Here is a 16,988-nt window from a genome sequence, read left to right as displayed (position 1 = left end):
ATTAAGGCTTGCCATGTCTGCCGAATCCCGTGCTTGCCCGCCAGCGCCTGTCGCTCCCGCCTCGCCCTGCTTGCCCCTGCTGGTGGTGGATCGGAGCGGCGGCGCTGGCGCGCACCGGGCTGAATCCGCCTCGGTGGCCCTGGTTGTCGCGCGCTGGCCGGCCGCACTGGGCGCCGCCGCGTTCGCCTTGCTCCTGCTCGGTGCCGTGCTGGCAAGTCGTTCGTGGTGGGCGGCGCCCGCCACCAAGGCCGCGCAGCCTGGCCTGGCGCCGCCCACCCAGGTCCTTGCCCTGGGGCGGCTGGCGCCTCAGGGGGAACTGCGCATGCTGGCCGCACCGTTTGGCGCCGGCGATGCGCCAGTCGCCGAGCTTCATGTTCACGAAGGGCAGCAGGTGGCCGCGGGTGCGCGCTTGGTCACCTTTGGCAACTCCGAGGCCCGCCAGGCGGCGCTGCTGGTGGCCGAGCGCCAGCTGGCCAGCCGTGAGGCAGCCTTGCAGCAGGCTGCACGCGAGGTCTCCTCGGCCCAGGCCCAGGTCGCCGCGGAGCTGCGCCGGGCCGAGCTCGTGGCGCGGGCAGCCGCCCAGGACTACCAGCGCTGGGAGGCCCTGGCCGCGCAGGACTTTGTGTCGCCCACGGCGCTCGACCAGCGCCGCACGCAGCGGGACGAAGCGCTGGAGCTGCTGGCGCGCGCGCAGGCCGGCCAGGCGCGATACGCCGGCGATGCGGCCACGCAGCCCGACCTGCGCCTGGCGCAGAAAGGCGTGGAGGCGGCCCGGGCCGAGCTCAATCGGGCGCGGCAAGACCTGGCCGGCAGCGTGCTGCGGGCGCCGCACGAGGGCACGGTGATCGCCCTGCGCAGCCGCGTGGGCGAGCGCCCTGGAGCGTCTGGCGTGCTGGAGTTTGGCGACACCCGGGTGATGACGGCAGAGCTGGAGGTGCATCAGGATGAGGTTCGGCATCTGCGCGCGGGCCTGCCGGTCAGCCTGGAGGCGCCGGCCCTGGGCACGCGCTTGCAAGGGCACATCAGCCAGATCGGCCTGTCCGTCGGGCGCCAGCGTCTGACCGAAGCCAGCCCGGCCGCCAACACCGACGCGCGGGTGCTGCGTGTGACGGTGCAGCTGGATCCGGCCTCCTCGGCGCGCGCGCGCACCCTGGTCGGCCTTGAACTGCGTGCCCGCATTGCGCTGGCGCCGGGGGCGCCATGAGCCGCCTGCCTGGGGCCTGGCCCGGACGCTGGCTGGAGCGCCTGTTGGGGCGTTTGCCGATCGGCTGGCTGCAGCTGAGCCACTCCCGCACGCGCTTGTACGCGGCGCTGGGCGGGGTCGCCTTTGCCAGCCTGCTGGTGCTGATGCAGCTGGGCTTCCACGGTGCGCTGCTGGGCAGCGTGGCCTTGCCTTACCGGGCCATGGACGCGCAGCTCCTGATCAGTGCCGCCGACATGAACACCCTGGCCGACGCCAGCCCGCTGCCGCGGGTGCGCCTGCTGCAGGCCGCGGCCGTGCCGGGCGTGCGCCAGGTCAGCGCCGTTTTCCTGGGCCGCCTGGACTGGCGTCAGGAAGACGGCAGCGTGCGCGCCTTGGACGTGCTGGGCTTCGACCCTTCGGAGACACCGCTGCATGAGGTCGAGATTCGCCGGCAGCAGGGGCTGCTGAACCTGGCGGACACAGTGCTGATGGATGCGCGCACTCGCCACATCGATGCTGCGCCTGTGCTGGCTGCACAGCCCGATGCAACCTGGCTCTTGGAACTGCGCGCCCGCAGCCTGAAGGTGGCAGGGCACTTCGCCATCGGTGGCGGCTTCTCGGCCGATGGCTACCTTCTGGCTTCAGATCAGACCTTCTTGCGCCTCTTTCCAAACCGCAGCTCGGCTGCGCCCAATCTGGGCCTGGTGCAGCTGCAAGCGGGGGCCGATCCTGCTGTCGTGGCGGCATTGCTGCGCGAGCGCTTCCGCGCTGCGGGGGATGTGAAGGTGCGCAGCCTCGATGCCGTCATTGCCGACGACCAGCGCTTCCAGACCACCCAGCGCCCGATCGGCCTGATCTTCGGCTTCGGCATCGTCATCGGCATCCTGGTCGGCGTGGTGATCGTCTACCAGGTGCTGTCCAGTGATGTGGCCGACCACCTGAAGGAGTACGCCACCTTGAAGGCGATCGGCTACCCGCAGCGCTTCTTTCTGGGCATTGTGTTCGAGGAGGCCGTGATTCTGGGCCTGCTCGGCTTTGTGCCCGGTCTGCTGATCGCCAGCGGGCTGTATGCCGTGGTGGCCTGGAAGACGGGGCTGCCGATGGCGATGAGCGCGCCGCGCGCCGGCGCGGTCCTGCTGGGCACGGTGGCCATGTGCGCGCTGTCGGGTGCGATCGCCACGCGGCGCCTGGCCCGCGCCAATCCAGCGGAGCTGTTCTGAGCATGGCTGCGCCACACGATGTGGGCCCTGTGTCGCTGGCGGTGCGCGGCTTGCAGCATGCTTTCGGTCTCGGAGAGGCTCGCAAGCAGGTCCTGTTCGACATCGATCTGGACATCCATGCCGGCGAGCTGACGGTGCTGATGGGCGCCTCGGGCTCGGGCAAGACAACCTTGCTCACGCTCGTGGCCGCCCTGCGCAGTGTCGAGCTGGGCAGCGTTCGCCTTCTTGGTCAAGAGCTGTGTGGCGCGAGCGAAGCGCAACGGGTGCAGATGCGCCGCCAGCTCGGCTTCATTTTTCAGGCACACAACCTGCACGAAAGCCTCAGCGCGCTGCAGAACGTCCGGCTTGGCCTGGCCGTGCATGGTGGAGAGGCCGCTCAAGCCTGGGCGCAGGCCGGTCGTCATCTGCTGGCACAGCTCGGCCTGGCAGAACGCCTGCACCATGTGCCCGCCCAGCTGTCCGGGGGGCAGAAACAGCGCGTGGCGATTGCGCGGGCCTTGGTGGGCAACCCCGTCGCGGTGTTGGCGGACGAACCCACAGCTGCCCTGGACCGCGAATCTGCGCTGCAGGTGGTGCATCTGCTCAAGGCTCTGGCGCGCGAGCGCGGCACCACGGTTTTGATGGTCACCCACGACAGCAAGGTGCTCGCACTTGCGGATCGCATCCTCACCATGGAGCAAGGCCGGCTGGTCGATGATCGCCGCTCAGCAGCTGGGTTCTAATTCGGGCCATGGCCCGAACCCCTCATGCCACTCAGTCGCGCAGTGAAGTCACCCGTACCGCCCTCATCCAGGCCGCCACCGAGGCCTTCGCGCGCGCCGGATTCGACGCGGTCAGCACCCGCGATATCGCCGCCGCCGCCGAGGTGCACCCCGCCCTGATCGGCTACCACTTCGGTGGCAAGGAAGGCCTGTACCTGGCCGTCTTTGAGCACATCGCCGCCACGGTGGAGCAGCGCATCGGGCCGGCCCTGGACCAGTTCGAGCAGATGTTGGCTCCGCGCAGCGGCAAGAATGACGCCGCGGCGCGGGCCACGGTCTCGCTGGGTAAGCTGTGCGATGCCATGGTGGCCATGCTGGCCGACCCCGGCAGTGGCCCCTGGGCTGCCCTGATCATGCGCGAGCAACAGGCGCCGACAGCTGCTTTCGACCTGGTGTACGAGCGCTTCATGCGCCGCGTGCTGGCCACCATGACCCAGCTGGTGCGCGCCGCCGACCCCACGCGCGATGCGCCGGAGGCTCGGCTGACGGTGGTCGCCCTGCTCGGGCAGATGGTGGTGTTTCGTGTCGCCCGAGCCGGAGTGATGCGGCATCTGGAATGGGGCAGCGTCGGCCCAAAAGAGCAGGCCCAGATGCAAGCCATGATCCGGCGCCATCTCGCCGCCATCCTGGGGCAGCCGAGCGCGGCCTAGCCGCCGGCTTACATGCCCTTGAACAGATGCGTGTAGCTGCGGCTGACTTCGAGCTTCTCGGACAGGCCTTTGACGCCCACCATCTGGCGGCCGCGGAAGTCGCGCGTGATGCCATCAATGGCGCGGGCATTGACCAGGGTGGAGCGATGGATCTGCCAAAACAGGCTGGGGTCGAGCTCGTCCACCAGTTCTTTGATGGGTTTGCGGATCAGAGCCTCGACCCGGGCCGTCTGCACCCGGGTGTACTTTTCATCGCTGATGAAGAACAGCACGTCTTCGACCGGGATCATCTGGATGGCCGGGCCCACCGTGGCTTGGATCCATTGCAGATAGTCGGGCTTGGCGCCGGGGTTGAGTTGACCGGAGAGCTTGTGCAGCAGCTGCTGCAGCGGTGCGCCGGCCGGCTCGGCGGTGTCGGGCACGGCGGCCTCGTTGCGCTGGGCCAGGCGTTTCTTGATGCGCTCCACCGTCACCAGCAGGCGCTCGCGTTCGGCGGGCTTGAGCACATAGTCGGCCACGCCTTGTTCGAAGGCCTCGACGGCGTACTGATCGTAGGCGGTGATGAAAACGATCTCGGGCACCAGCCAGCTGTCATCCTCGGGCAGCTGGGCGATCTGGCGCGCGGCGTCCACGCCGGTCAGGCCCGGCATGCGGATGTCCAGGAACACCAGATCCGGCCGGTGCTCGCGCACCAGCTCCACCGCTTCCAGCCCGTTCTTGGCCTCGGCCATGATCTCAAGGTCGGGCCAGACCTCGGTCAGTCGGCTGCGCAGCTGCTCGCGCATCAGGCGTTCGTCGTCGGCCAGGATGGCGCGCACGCGGGTGGGGGCGGTGGAGGTGTTCGGCGTGTTCATGCGCGGATGTTATGTCGGGATTCGGGCTTCAAGCGCGGGCTTGCGGTTTGGCACGGCGGTCACGCAGCAGCAGCCAGATCAGCAGACCCAGCACGATCAAGGGCGAGCCGAGCAAGGCACCGACGCTGAACATGGCCGCCAGGCCCATGCCCAGCACACCGAGCAGCACGCCGCCGACGATCAGCAGCGGCAGGCCGACGCCGAGCAGCAGCACGAAGGGCAGGACGAACACCATCACAAAGCCCACGGCCAGGCCGCCCAGCACGAGTTCGCCCCAGTGCCCGACGCCGAACTCGTGCAGGCCGAGTTCCTGCAGGCCCAGGTCTTCACCGTTGATGCTGACGCTGACGCCCGGGTGGGCCAACATCTCCTGCCACAGCCAGATGCCTGACACCGCAGCCACCAGGGCGAGAACCAGGCTCAGGGCCAGGGTGAATTTGGCAAAGCTCTTCATGCGGATGCTCCTTCTTGATCGTCGGCACGGCTGCGGTAAGGCACGGTGATGGTCACCACGGTGCCGCTGGGTTGGTTCTCGGTGACGGTGACGCTGGCGCGCGAGCCGTAGAGGATCATCAAGCGCTCGCGGATATTGGCCAGGCCCACGCCGGTGCCGGCGGTGGCCGCGCGGCCGAAGCCCAGGCCGGTGTCGGCCACGGTCACGGCCAGCTTGCCATGCGTGACTTCGGCCTTGACCAGCAGACTGCCTCCCTCAGCCTTGGGCTCCAGGCCATGCTTGATCGCGTTCTCGACCAGGCTCTGGATCATCATGGGCGGGAACTCTGCCGAAAGCAGGCCCTCGGGCACGGCGATCTCGGTCTGCAGCCGCTCTTCCATGCGCATCTGCAGGATTTCGAGGTAAGGCTTGATAACGGCCAACTCGCGGCCCAGATCACGCACGCCGCTGGCGTTCGCCTCGCGCATGGTGGGCATGGAGGCGCGCAGCAGGGCGATCAGGTTCTTCTGCATCTGCGAGGCGCGCGGCGGGTCGGTTTCGATCAGATGGTCGATGGAGGCCAGGGTGTTGAAGAGGAAGTGCGGCTCCACCTGCGCCTGCATGGCGGCCATGCGTGCCTCGATGACCTGGCGCTTCAGCGACTCGGCCTCGGCCGTTTCGGTCGCCTGGGCGGCTTTCACCTCGGCCTGGATGCGTCCCTTGTAGGTGATCTTGATCAGCACCGAGCCCAGCACCCAGAGTGCGGCCAGGTCGACCAGGAAGTCACCGGCATGGATGACGCGCACGCGCGAATGCGGGCCGCCGCTCTGCGCCTGTTCGATCAGTCGCTCGGTTTCGGCGCGCACCTCTTCGGCCGCTTGCTTGGCTTCCTGGGCTTCTTGCGTTTCTTGTTCGGCCCGCTCCTGCGCCTCGCGGGCGTTCTCGGCAATCTTTTCCAGCGCGGCGCGGGCTTCTTCGACGGCCCGGCGGATGTCGCTGCGGTCGGTGGAGGCCGGGAAGGGAATGTGCACGCCACCCTCCTCGCCGCCAGGCTCGGAGGCGGCTCCCTCGCTGCTTTTCTCGCTGCCAGGCGTGCGCGGCAGGACGCGCACGCCGCGCTCGTCGATGCTGATTTCGTAGTGAACGCCGCCGGGCTTGGCCGCCTTCTCAGGTTTTTCAGGCTTCTCGGCCTTGGGGGCCGGAGGCAGGCGCGGCAGCTTGCTGCGCGGGATGGAGCTGTCCTCCACCTGCTCGGTGATACGCCAGGTGAAGGGCGGCAGGTTCGACACCATATTGGCGCCGATGATCAGCGCGACAGCCAGGATGATGAAGTTCTTCCAGCTGATGCTGACCAGCCAGCCTGCGTAGATGTGAAACCAGCGCAGCACCAGCGCGGAGAACTGCTGCCAGCGTTGGTAGGGCGTCGGAGATGAAGCGGGCGAGGTCGGCATGGGCGGAGGGAAACCTTGGGTCTTTGGCCGCACTGTACGCAAGCCGCACGGGGCGAGCGATGTGCCCGCGACACACGGTGTGGGTGGACGGCTGAATTGCAGGAGCGGGCGACAGTCCGGCAGGCTGTACAGAAGCCTCCGCCAAGCCGCTCGCGGCCCTCTGTGACGGACTTCACGAAGCGCCATGAAAAAGCCCGCCGGCCGAGGGCTCGGCGGGCGGGCAGGCGGTCGGGCGCCGGTGCCGAATTACTGCTTGACGGCTTCGACCTGGATCACCAGCTTGACGGCCTTGGGGAAGCCCCAGGCCAGGCCGTAATCCACGCCCCACTGGGTGCGGTCGATGGTGGCTTCGAAGTCGCCACCGCAGACTTCGCGCTTGAGCATGGGGCTTTGGTAGCAACCGAAGCCGACGGCCTTGAGCGTCACCGGGGCGGTCTTGCCCTTGAGGGTCAGCTCGCCGGCCACTTCGGTGACCTTGTCGCCAGCGAAGGTGAATTTGTCGCCCACGAACTTGGCGGTGGCGAACTTGGCGGCGTCAAAGATGTCTTCGCTTTGCAGGTGCTTATCGAAGGCGGCCGAGCCGGTGTTGATGCTGGCCATCTGCAGGGTCAGCTCAACGCGGCCGGTCTTGGCAGCGCGGTCCAGGGTGACCGTGCCTTCCTTCTTGTCGAAGCGGCCGCGATTGGTGGACACGCCGAAGTGCGAGATCTCGAAGGTGGCGTAGGTGTGGGTCGGCTCGATGGCGTAGGTGGCCGATTCAGCTTGCGCGAAGCCGGCGGCGGCCAGGGTCAGTGCGGCGATCAGGGTCTTTTTCATGTCGGGACTTCCTTGGGAAAAAAGCAGGGTTGACGGTGGTTTCGGGAGGGAAACGCGGTGGTGGCCGGCCTCAGAGCGGGGCAATGCCGCTGAACAGCAGCTTGAACTTCACTTGCACCTCGTTGGCGACCATGGAGGTGTCGGCCCATTCGCCGTCACCGATCTTGAATTCCAGACGCTTGAGCACGAAGGCGCCGGTGGCCGTGGTCACGCCGCCGGCTTGGGTCAGGCTGATGGGCACGCTCAGGTCGCGGCTCTGGCCCTTGATGCTGAGTTTGCCGCTGACCTCGAACTTGCCGCCGCCCAGGGCCTTGATGGCACTGCTCTGGAAGCTGGCCTGGGGCAGGCGCTTGCTGTCGAACCAGGCGGCCTTGGCCAGTTCCGCGTCGAATTCGGGGGCGCCAATGCTGGCGCTGGCCAGCTCGATGCTGAAGCTGACCCGGCCGGTCTCGGGCTTCTTGGGGTCGAAGGCAAGCTGGGCGTCGAACTTCTTGAAGCGGCCTTCCACCGGCACGCCCATCTGGCGGCTGACGAACAGCAACTCGCTGCCCGCGGCTTGCAGCTGGGGCGTGGCGGCCACGGCAGCCGCGGCTGGAGCCGTGGGCTTGGCGGCCGCGGCTGGTTTGCTCTGCGCCCAGCTGGCGGGGAGGGTGGCGAACAGGCTGGCGGCCAGCAGGGCGTGCATCAATCGCGTGGTTTTCATGGCTCGGGCTTTCGGTTCGTGAATCTTCGGTTCAGCGGCGCGCCGGCATCATGCGCAGCAGCAGTCCGTCGCGGTCCAGCAACTGGTGTTTCAGGGCCGCGGCGATGTGCATCAGCACCAGGCCGGCCATGGCGAAGGCCAGCAGCTTGTGGGCTTCCTTGAGGGTGTCGGCCAGGGCCTTGTCCACCGGCACAAAGTCGGGCAGGGGCAACACGCCGAACCAGACGATGGGGAAACCGGCCGCTGAGCTGTAGGCCCAGCCCGCCAGGGGCACGGCGAAGAACAGCACGTAGAGCAGCAGGTGGGTGGCGTGGGCGGCGCGGGCCTGCCAAGCGGGCATGGGCCCATCGGCGGGCGGGCGGTGGCCCAGGCGCCAGAGCAAGCGAACGGTGGACAGCAGCAGGATGGTCACGCCGGCCCATTTGTGCCAGCTGTAGAGCTTGATGCGGCTGGGCGAGAAGGGCAGGTCGGCCATGTACACCCCGAAGCCGAAGGTGGCGATGATCAGGACGGCCAGCAGCCAGTGCAAGGCCATGGCCAGCGGGCTGTAGCGCTGTATAGCGGATTCGGGGGCGGAAGCTGGTGCTGAAGTCGTCATGGCGGTCTGGCGCGTGGCGCCGGCGTGTCGCAATGTCGGCAGTGTGCGGCGTTGCCTCGGCCCGGCGGTTCATGGCGCTTGACGCCAGGGTTCAGGGAATTTGAATGCCGCCCTAGTGCAATCTTCACCTTCACGGCGCGCTCACGGCCGCGTCACGCCCCGGTCACGGTCGCGGGCGCAAGATGCCTGCCGTTGGAAGTTGTGTTTACCGGAGTGCCTGTCATGGACATCGTCAGCAAGATCGAAGCCCTGTTTCAGCGCCGTGGCGCCCTGCTTTACACGGGCCAGCGCCTGGAGCGCCGTGAGGCCGTGAGTGCGCTGGAACATGCGCTGCAGTGCGCGCAGCTGGCCGAATGGGCCCATGCCGACCATGCCCTGGTGGCGGCTGCCTTTCTGCACGATCTCGGCCAACTGCTCGACGCCCCTGCCGAGGCCGTGCTGCAAGATGACCAGCATGAAAGCCGCGCCCTGGTGCTGCTGTCCAGCGGCGGCTTCAGCGCCGAGGTGCTGGAGCCGATCCGCCTCCATGTGCAGGCCAAGCGCTTCCTGGTCGGCAGTGACCCGGCCTATGCCGAGAGCTTGTCGGCGGCCTCGCTGCACTCGCTGTCCTTGCAGGGCGGGCGCATGAACGCCGAGGAGCGCTTGCTGTTCCTGGCCCAGCCGCAGGCCTCGCGGGCCATCCAGCTGCGCCGCTGGGATGACCTGGCCAAGCACCCTGGCAAGCGCACGCCGCCACTGGCCTACTACCTCGACCTGCTCGATGGGGTGCTGCAAGATGCGAAGCAGCCCGCGCGCGTGATGCTGGCTTGACGAAACTCGCGTTCCGGAGCTTGTCCATGGGCTAGCATCCTGCCCATGAAAAATAGGCGTTGGAACCGTGCCACCGGCGTGGCGGTCTGTCTGCTGTTGGCGTTTGCGCTGAGCGGCTGCGCCAGCATGAGTGAATCCCAATGCCGCCAGGCGGACTGGTCGGCCCGCGGCCTGGCCGACGGGCGCGAAGGCCGCAGCGCGCAGCGCCTGGATGACCATGTGGAGGCCTGCGCCAAAATAGGCGTCGCGCCCGATCGCAGCGCCTGGGACAAGGGTTGGGAGCAAGGCATTCGCAGCTACTGCACGGCCAGCTCGGGTTGGCGCGAGGGCTTGCGCAACCAGACCTACTGGGGTGGCTGCCGCGGCCAGGCCGGCGAAGACGCTTTCATGAACCATTACCAGCTGGGCCAGCAGCTCTACAGCCTGCAGCAGCAGTTGCAGCGCAATGACGGCGAGCTGCAGCGCCTGGAGCAGGTCTTGCGCACGGTCAAGACCGATGAGGAGCGCGCCAATGTGCGCGCTCAGATGCGCCGGCTGGACATCGATCAGCTGCGCCTGCGCGCCCTGATCACCGGCATGCACCTGGCGGCACCGCGTTGATCGTCGGCGCCCAGCGAACGCCCTGAGGGCAGACTTTCTTTCATGAACCGACCGATTGCGGCCGAACAGGCCAGTGTTGACGAGGAGTTGCTGCGCTTGCTGGCGCAGCAAGGCCGGCGCATGCCTTACCCGGTAGGCATCAGCGCCGCGGTGATCAGCGTGATGGCCTGGCAGGGCAGCGGGCATTGGCTGACCTTGCTCTGGTTGGCTGTGGTGCTGGCCGTGCTGGCGCTGCGTTGGTGGGGCTTGGGTCGTCTGGCCAGCTGGCACCACCTGTCTCTGGCGCGACGCTTGCGCGCTGCCATCGGCTTGAGCCTGCTCAACGGCCTGGTGTTCAGTGCGTCGCTGAGCTTCGTGCCGTTTTTTGATGACTACCAGCGCATGGTGCAAACCATGCTGCTGCTGGGCCTGTGTGCCGGCTCGGTCGCGACCACGGCCGGCTATGCGCCGGTGCTGCTGGCCTTTTTGCTGCCGGTGAGCCTGGCCAACAGCCTGTCCTGGCTGGTTTGGCATGCCGGCGGTCGGGACAGCAGCTGGCTGGAAGTCGCCCTGGGCGCACTGATCCTTGGCTTCGCCTGGATTCTGGCCAGCCTCGGGCGCGACGCCTACCGCGTGTTCGTCGAGTCCGTGCAGATCCGCCAGCAGCAGGCCCAGACCAACCAGCAGCTGCGCTTGGCCCTGCAAAAGGCCGAGCAGGCCATGGAGGCCAAGACCCGCTTCCTGGCCTCGGCCAGCCATGACTTGCGCCAGCCCATGCACACCCTGTCCCTGCTCGGCTCGGCCCTGGTGAGGCGCCCGCTGGACAGCGAGAGCAGTGAAATCGGCCGGCATATGAATCTCGCCCTGCAGTCCCTGGCTTCGCAGATGGACGGCCTGCTCGACATCTCCAAGCTCGATGCCCAGGTGGTGCCGGTGGCCAACCAGGTGTTCTGCCTGAGCAGCTGGCTGCAGCGCCTGTGCCAGGAAATGGCGCAGACGGCCGAAGGCAAGGGCTTGAGCCTGAAGCTGGACTGCCCGGCCGCGGTTTATGTGGACACCGACCCTCTGCTGCTCGAGCGGGTGCTGCGCAATCTGATCGACAACGCGATCAAGTACACCGACCAGGGTGGCGTTCATGTCGAGGTGGTGGCCGAGGCCGATGACGAGGACGGCGAGGAGCTGATCTGGCGCATCAATGTCCGCGATACCGGGCGCGGCATTGCGCCGGCCGAGCAGGCGCGCATCTTCGAAGAGTTCTACCAGATCGGCAATGCCGAGCGCGACCGCGCCAAGGGCCTGGGCCTGGGCCTGTCCATCGTCAGCCGCATGGTCGACCTGCTGGACCTGCCGCTGCAACTCTGCTCCACGCCCGGCCAGGGCAGTTGCTTCAGCCTCAGCATTGCCGCGGCCGAAGGCAGCGGCGTGCCCGAGCTGGCGCCGGCCGGAGCGGCAAGGCGTTTGCCGCATCTCTATGTGCTGGTGCTTGACGACGAGGCGCCAGTGCGCGAAGCCATGCGGGCCTTGCTGAGCAGCCATGGTTGCGAGGTCGTCACCACCGGCAGCACCCGTGAGGCCTTGCTCAAGTGCATGGTGCGCCGCCCCGACATCGTCTTGACCGATTTCCGCCTGCGCGATGGCGACGACGGCATCTCAGCCCTGAACAGTCTGCGCAATGCTTTGCCTGGTTTGCCGGCCGTGCTGATCACTGGCGACACCGCGCCCGAGCGCCTGCGTGAAGCTCATGCCGCGGGCTTGGTGCTGCTGCACAAGCCGGTGCTGGAAGAGCAGCTGGTGGCCGCCATCCATACGGCCTTGATGGAAGCGGGTGGCGTCAGCCCCATCAGCCGGGTGTTGGCGGGCACGGCCTGAGCGCTGTGGCGTCCGGAGTGCCCCATGTTTTGAGGCTCTGGGCGGCCGTAGTCTGATACGGCACGGGCTGGGTGCCTGGCGCCGCCCGCCAAAGCTCTGCCCAGACGCGTGCGCAGGCCTGGCTGCGCCGCTTTCCGCAAGGGCCGCTGGAGATGCTGATGCGCCGCCTCAGCGCTCCGCCTGCAGCCGCGCAACCAGCATCGCCTGGGTCTGGGCCAGGCCGGTGCTGAGCACCTCGCGGTAGCGGTTCGGTTCGGCCACGGTTTCGAAGCGCTGGCTGTCGCTGTTGTTCTTGCTGCCGGAGCGTCTAGCCAGGCTGATCAGGCCGGCCAGCACCGCGCCGGCGATCTCGGCTTTGCTGCTGGCCGATTCACGCACTTCGCTGAATGCGCTGGGGTCCAGGGTCAGAGCTTGCTTGAGCGCTAACTGGGCGCTGTAGGCGCCGACCTGCACGCCCATGCGGGCGCTGCGAATGCTGGGCGCGGTCTGGGCCGACACCGAGGCCTGGCTGGCCAGGCGGCCAAAGAAGCCCTTGTTCTGGTTGGTCAATTGCACGAAATGCACGCGCAGATGCACGTCCAGCAAGGCGGCGTCGCCGAGTTCTGCCTGCAAGGCCTGCTGCTCGCTGATATTGCCGATCGCCGACATGGCGCTGCCGAAGGCCTGCAGGCCGCTGAACATCCCCGCGGGCTGGGCCGTCTGTGCGGCCAGGCGGTTGGCGCCGTAGAGCGTCATGCCGGCAGGGGCCACGGTGATGGCGCCGTCCTGGATGTCCGGCATCGCCAGGCCCGTGGCCGCCAGCTTGCGGTAGCTGGGGGCGGCCAGCACTTGCTCGCTCGGCACCACCTCCAGACCGCTGGCCTGCAGCTGGCGCAGGAACTCAGCATGCATGGCTTCGCCCAGGGCCTGGAACTCGGCTTGACCGACGCCGACCAGACGGTGATGGGCCGTGACGCGGGCGCGCCCGGCAGCGGCAAAGCCAGAGGTTTCGGCGCTGACGCTGTCGCTGGTGACGAACTCGACGCTGAACTGCGACACCGCCACCCGCTTGAGTCCCTTCAATGCTTTGGCCTCGGTGAGGCTGAGCAACTGCGCCGCCTGCTCGGCGGGCTTGAAGGCGGCGTCCAAGGCCACCGGATCGGGCTGTTCGCGTGCCGGGCTGGGCAGGCTGAACAGCAGCAGGGCCAGGGCCAAGAGCAATTGCGGCAGGCCGGATGAGTTGGCCAACGCAGACAAGGGTGACAGAGAGTTCATGGGCGTCTTTCGCAGCGGCCACCGATGGGTGGTCTTGCCTGCTAACGCAGGCTGGCCGTTCGAAAAGGCTCATGGGCCTGCGGGTCCACCCGCAAGCGGACTGCGCCCTGCCCATTTGATAATGAACTTCATGAGCAGCCCGGCCCCATCGCTTCCTGCGCTCGACCCGCAGGAAATCACCCGCTGGCTGGCCAGCCAGGAGCCGGCCGGCTCGCCCGCTGCCGCCGTGAACGAGCTGTTCACCTTTCTGTACGACGAGCTCAAGCGCGGCGCCCGAGCCCAGATGCGCAAGGAGTACGCCGGCCACACCCTCAGCGCCACGGCGCTGACCCACGAGGCCTGGGAGCGCCTGGCCGCCCAGACCCGCACCCAATGGCAGAACCGAGCCCATTTCCTGGGCATGGCCGCGCTGATGATGCGGCGCATCCTGGTCAACCATGCCGTGGCCAAACAAGCGCTCAAGCGCGACGTGCCCCTGGTCTCCTTGACCCTCACCGAGGCCCAGCAAGTGGCTGCCGAAGGCGAAAGCCCGGAGCTGCTGCGCGTCCACGAAGCCTTGCTGGCTTTCGAGCAGGTGGACGCGCGCGCCGCCCAGGTGGTCGAGCTGAAGTTCTTCGGCGGCCTGGAGATCGAGGAAATCGCCGAGCTGCTGGCCTTGTCGCCCGCCACCGTCAAGCGCGACTGGGCCCTGGCCCGGGCCTGGTTGCACCGGGAGCTGCAGGCCTGAGCGCAGGCCGCAGCGTTCCCGCGGCGGCTTCCAATCAGCTGCGCAGTTCGGCCGGCGGCTGCAGCATGCCGGCCAGGCTGTGCGCCATGCCCGTGATGCCCTCGTTGCTCAGGCCCGCGTCCTTCATCACTGCGTCGACGATGGGCTTGGCAATCTGGTACTGCAGGGCCGAGTTCATCACCTGCTCGGGGAAGGTGCCGTTCGCTGGCGTGCCAGCGCCTGGGTTGCCCGAGTCCCCGGCTGCACCGGGCATGCCATTGACCTGGAAGATGCGGATCGAATCGATCTTCTCCATCGGCCGCACCGCCTGCTCGATGATCTGCGGCAGCTGCTGCAGCAGCAGGGTTCGCACTTGCAGATCGATCTGCGCGGCCGACAAGGTGTTCAGCGCCTCGTTGATCGCGCGCCGGCCCTCGGCTTCGGCCAGGGCGGCCGCCTGCTTGGCGCGCGCCTCGATGGTCAGGGCTTCGGCGCGGTCCAGCGCCGCTTCCTTCTCGGCCGAGGCCGACACCCGCACCGCGATGGCCAGCTGCTCGGCTTCCTTGCTGGCCTCGATCAGCTGGATGTTCTTCTCCCGCTCGGCCACGGCCACCTGACGGGCGGTGTTCACACCTTCTTCGGCCTTGACCGCATCGGCGCGCGCCTGGTTGGCCAGGGCATCGGCCACCGACTGTTCCTTGCTCTTGTTGGCAATCGCGATCGCCATGTCCTGGCGGGCGATCTCCACCTGCTTGCGCTGCTCGGCGCGCTGCATCTCGGTCTTGCGTTCGAGCTCGATCTCGCGCGTCTGCACGACCAGGTTCTTCTCGATCTCGGCCGATTTGATCTCGCGCTCGGCCTCGATCTTCTTCTGCCCGACCTGGCGCTCGGCCTCGATCTTGGCCGCCTCGGCCTCGCGGCTGCGCTCGGCCTGTTGGGTGGCGATCTGGGCCGATTGCTCGGCGCGCGCGGTCTCGACCTGGCGCTGCTGGGCCAGGGTGGCGAATTCCTGATCCTGCTCGATGGTCAGCTTCTGTCGCTGCGCTTCCAGGTTCTTGGTGCGCACCTGCATCTCGGTTTCCTGCTCGACATCGTTGCGCTGCTTGCGGCGCGCCTCGGTCTGTTCGGTCAAGCGGGTCAGGCCCTCGGCGTCGAAGGCATTGTTGGGGTTGAAGAACTGCTTGTCGGTCTGGTCCAGGCTGGTCAGCGAGACCGATTCCAGCTCCAGGCCGTTTTTCTCCAGATCCTCGGCCACCGCGTTCTGCACCGCCTGCACGAAGTCGCGACGCTTGTCCTGCAGCTCCTGGATGGTCATGGTGGCAGCCGTGGCACGCAGCGCGTCGACGAACTTGTCTTCCACCAGCGACTTCAGCGCCTCGGGCGCCAGGGTGCGCGTGCCCAGGGTCTGGGCCGCGGTGCTGACGGCCTCGGCCGTCTGCTGCACGCGCACGAAGAAGGCGGCAGTCACGTCCACCCGCATGCGGTCCTTGGTGATCAGGCTCTCTCGTTCGCGGCGCATGACTTCGAGCTTCAGCGTGTTCATATTGACCAGCACGCGCTCATGAAACACCGGCAGCACGATGGCGCCGCCGTCCATGATGACCTTCTGCCCGCCCAGGCCGGTGCGCACGAATGCGGTCTCCTTGGTCGAGCGCTTGTACAAGCGCGCGAACACCAGGCCGATGGCAAACAGGCCCAGCAGGGCGATGCCGGCGATGCTGCCGAGTTCAATCAAATTGTTGTCCATGGGTTTCCTCTTCCTCCTTGAAACAGATGTGCCGCGCCTCAGCGCTCGACCAGGCCCGGGTGCGGGTTGCGGATGGCTCGGTAGATGGCGCCGTTCTTGCGCACCAGCAGCAGCTCGCTGCCTTCCTCGAAGACCTCGTCGGCCAGGTCGGGTTCGACCAGCAGGTGGTGCACGCGGCCATGCTCGTCGCGCACCCGTGCTTGCCCGGCCAGGCCCTGGCGGGCGTGGCCGGCATAGACGGTGGCGACCCGGCCCAGCAGGCTCTGGGCGCTGACGGCCGTGCTCTCGTCGCGCGGGATGATGTGGGCCACCAGGGCACCCAGGGCGCGTGTCGTGGTCAGGCCTGCCGGCACCGCAGCCAGCCCGGCGATCCAGGCCGGCAGGTAGTGGCCGACCAGACCTCGGCTGACCAGCTGCAGGCTGTAGCCGAACAAGGCATAGCCGGTCAGGAACAGCAGCAGCACGACCAGGGCCGGCACCCGGCCCAGATGCAGCCAGCCCAGCACCCGGTCCAGCGCGCTGTCATGGCCGGCTTCGGGCAGCCAGTCGTCCAGCCAGTTGCTGGGGCTCATCGAGATCATCATGCCCAGGCCCTCCAGCAGGGCGATGCCGACGATCATGGCGAAGGCGATGCCGAAAGGCAGGTTCTCCGGGGTGGTGAACAAGCTCATGCCTGGCCGTCCGTGCCGGGCAGCTTGAGCTGGGCCAGGCGCGCCTCGATCTGCGTCTGCCGCACCAGTTCCTCCAGCGTCTGCAGCTTGCTGGCATCTTCCAGCCGGCCGGCGCGGGCGACGCCGCCGAGCCCGGTCTGGCGCTCATAGATGCGGTCAAAGGCGCCGGTGGCGCCGGCCATGCGTTGCTCGATCTGGGCGGCGCTGCTGCCGGGGCTGGCGGCCGTGCCGGCGCTGCTGGCCCGGCTCTGGCGGAACTGGCTCAGCGCTGCCTCCATCTCGCGCCGCTTGGCCAGAAGGGCGTCGACATAGCCGCGGTGCTCGCCCTCCTGCTGGGCCAGCTCGGCCAGGCTGGCCTCCAGCAGCGGCAGCTGGGTCTCGATGTCCAGTTGGCGGCCCACAGCGGCGCGCGCCAGGTCTTCGCGGCCCTGGCCCAGGGCGGTGTCGATCTGCACTTTCAGCGTGTCGTGCTGGCGGTTCAGCTCGGCGTGGCGCTGCTGGGCCAGATGCCGGTTGGCGGTGACGGTGCCCAGCTCGTGGCGCACCTCGTCCACCACCTGGTCGAGTTCGCGCAGCGCCTGCTCCATCATCGCTTCGGGCGCGCGGTCCTCGATGCGGTCCAGCAAGGCATGCACACCGCCGGCCATTGCACGGGTGACGCGGGATCTCAGGGTCTCGGCCAT

18 protein-coding genes are annotated in these 16,988 nt (G+C 67.9%); 8 read left to right on the top strand and 10 right to left on the bottom strand.

Annotated features, from left to right (window positions below; all coding sequences use genetic code 11):
• The first annotated feature begins 13 nt into the window (after window positions 1-13).
• The 4 genes from ACQY39_RS00670 to ACQY39_RS00655 are packed head-to-tail and all read left to right on the top strand — an operon-like array spanning window position 14 to window position 3,814.
• Window positions 14-1,204, top strand: coding sequence for an HlyD family efflux transporter periplasmic adaptor subunit (locus ACQY39_RS00670; protein ID WP_428502992.1), 1,191 nt, complete (start codon window positions 14-16; stop codon window positions 1,202-1,204).
• Window positions 1,201-2,403 carry an ABC transporter permease DevC gene (gene devC, locus ACQY39_RS00665; RefSeq protein WP_428502991.1) on the top strand — a complete coding sequence of 401 codons (1,203 nt, stop codon included), beginning with the start codon at window positions 1,201-1,203 and terminating at the stop codon, window positions 2,401-2,403. Before ACQY39_RS00670 ends, devC begins: the two co-directional genes overlap by 4 nt.
• 2 nt (window positions 2,404-2,405) lie before the next feature.
• Entirely contained in the window at window positions 2,406-3,125 is a 720-nt protein-coding gene (locus ACQY39_RS00660; protein WP_428502990.1) for an ATP-binding cassette domain-containing protein, read from the top strand.
• 8 nt (window positions 3,126-3,133) lie between these two features.
• Window positions 3,134-3,814 carry a CerR family C-terminal domain-containing protein gene (locus ACQY39_RS00655; protein ID WP_428502989.1) on the top strand — a complete coding sequence of 227 codons (681 nt, stop codon included), beginning with the start codon at window positions 3,134-3,136 and terminating at the stop codon, window positions 3,812-3,814.
• An 8-nt stretch (window positions 3,815-3,822) separates the two neighbouring features.
• On the opposite strand, the gene ACQY39_RS00650 is transcribed toward ACQY39_RS00655, so the two are convergent.
• The 6 genes from ACQY39_RS00650 to ACQY39_RS00625 form a co-directional block, all read right to left on the bottom strand.
• On the bottom strand, window positions 3,823-4,668 hold the full coding sequence (locus ACQY39_RS00650; protein ID WP_428502988.1) for a LytR/AlgR family response regulator transcription factor: 846 nt from the start codon (window positions 4,666-4,668) through the stop codon (window positions 3,823-3,825).
• Window positions 4,669-4,696: 28 nt separating this feature from the next.
• Window positions 4,697-5,122, bottom strand: coding sequence for a hypothetical protein (locus tag ACQY39_RS00645; RefSeq protein WP_428502987.1), 426 nt, complete (start codon window positions 5,120-5,122; stop codon window positions 4,697-4,699).
• Window positions 5,119-6,552, bottom strand: coding sequence for a histidine kinase (locus ACQY39_RS00640; RefSeq protein ID WP_428502986.1), 1,434 nt, complete (start codon window positions 6,550-6,552; stop codon window positions 5,119-5,121). The genes ACQY39_RS00645 and ACQY39_RS00640 overlap by 4 nt, the downstream gene beginning before the upstream one ends.
• A gap of 246 nt (window positions 6,553-6,798) precedes the next feature.
• Complete coding sequence (locus ACQY39_RS00635; RefSeq protein WP_428502985.1) at window positions 6,799-7,368, bottom strand: YceI family protein; 570 nt, start codon at window positions 7,366-7,368, stop codon at window positions 6,799-6,801.
• A gap of 70 nt (window positions 7,369-7,438) precedes the next feature.
• Window positions 7,439-8,071, bottom strand: a complete 633-nt coding sequence (locus ACQY39_RS00630) for a YceI family protein (RefSeq protein WP_428502984.1) — start codon at window positions 8,069-8,071, stop codon at window positions 7,439-7,441.
• Window positions 8,072-8,102: 31 nt separating this feature from the next.
• A complete protein-coding gene (locus tag ACQY39_RS00625) occupies window positions 8,103-8,669 on the bottom strand; it encodes a cytochrome b (RefSeq protein ID WP_428502983.1) in 567 nt (188 codons plus the stop codon).
• A 222-nt stretch (window positions 8,670-8,891) separates the two neighbouring features.
• Here ACQY39_RS00625 and ACQY39_RS00620 point away from each other — a divergent pair, with 222 nt between their 5' ends.
• From ACQY39_RS00620 to ACQY39_RS00610, 3 genes are read left to right on the top strand one after another with little or no spacing between them, the layout of a single operon-like run.
• The gene (locus ACQY39_RS00620) at window positions 8,892-9,479 is read left to right on the top strand and encodes an HD domain-containing protein (protein WP_428502982.1); all 588 of its coding nucleotides are present in this window, start codon (window positions 8,892-8,894) and stop codon (window positions 9,477-9,479) included.
• A gap of 45 nt (window positions 9,480-9,524) precedes the next feature.
• Window positions 9,525-10,079, top strand: a complete 555-nt coding sequence (locus tag ACQY39_RS00615; protein WP_428502981.1) for a DUF2799 domain-containing protein — start codon at window positions 9,525-9,527, stop codon at window positions 10,077-10,079.
• Window positions 10,080-10,121: 42 nt separating this feature from the next.
• A complete protein-coding gene (locus ACQY39_RS00610) occupies window positions 10,122-11,927 on the top strand; it encodes an ATP-binding response regulator (protein ID WP_428502980.1) in 1,806 nt (601 codons plus the stop codon).
• 168 nt (window positions 11,928-12,095) lie between these two features.
• Here ACQY39_RS00610 and ACQY39_RS00605 read toward each other — a convergent pair whose 3' ends face one another.
• Window positions 12,096-13,181, bottom strand: coding sequence for a hypothetical protein (locus tag ACQY39_RS00605; protein ID WP_428502979.1), 1,086 nt, complete (start codon window positions 13,179-13,181; stop codon window positions 12,096-12,098).
• Window positions 13,182-13,311: 130 nt separating this feature from the next.
• Here ACQY39_RS00605 and ACQY39_RS00600 point away from each other — a divergent pair, with 130 nt between their 5' ends.
• Window positions 13,312-13,908 (top strand): ECF-type sigma factor, encoded by a 597-nt coding sequence (locus tag ACQY39_RS00600; RefSeq protein ID WP_428502978.1) that lies wholly within the window; start codon window positions 13,312-13,314, stop codon window positions 13,906-13,908.
• A 34-nt stretch (window positions 13,909-13,942) separates the two neighbouring features.
• Here ACQY39_RS00600 and ACQY39_RS00595 read toward each other — a convergent pair whose 3' ends face one another.
• The 3 genes from ACQY39_RS00595 to ACQY39_RS00585 are packed head-to-tail and all read right to left on the bottom strand — an operon-like array spanning window position 13,943 to window position 16,988.
• Window positions 13,943-15,634, bottom strand: coding sequence for a flotillin family protein (locus tag ACQY39_RS00595; RefSeq protein ID WP_428502977.1), 1,692 nt, complete (start codon window positions 15,632-15,634; stop codon window positions 13,943-13,945).
• Between the two features lie 38 nt (window positions 15,635-15,672).
• On the bottom strand, window positions 15,673-16,305 hold the full coding sequence (locus tag ACQY39_RS00590; protein ID WP_428502976.1) for a YqiJ family protein: 633 nt from the start codon (window positions 16,303-16,305) through the stop codon (window positions 15,673-15,675).
• Complete coding sequence (locus ACQY39_RS00585) at window positions 16,302-16,988, bottom strand: PspA/IM30 family protein (RefSeq protein WP_428502975.1); 687 nt, start codon at window positions 16,986-16,988, stop codon at window positions 16,302-16,304. Before ACQY39_RS00585 ends, ACQY39_RS00590 begins: the two co-directional genes overlap by 4 nt.

The organism is Roseateles sp. (genome assembly GCF_965262435.1).
Classification (GTDB): domain Bacteria; phylum Pseudomonadota; class Gammaproteobacteria; order Burkholderiales; family Burkholderiaceae_C; genus Paucibacter_A.
This window is presented reverse-complemented; position numbering and strand designations above follow the sequence as displayed.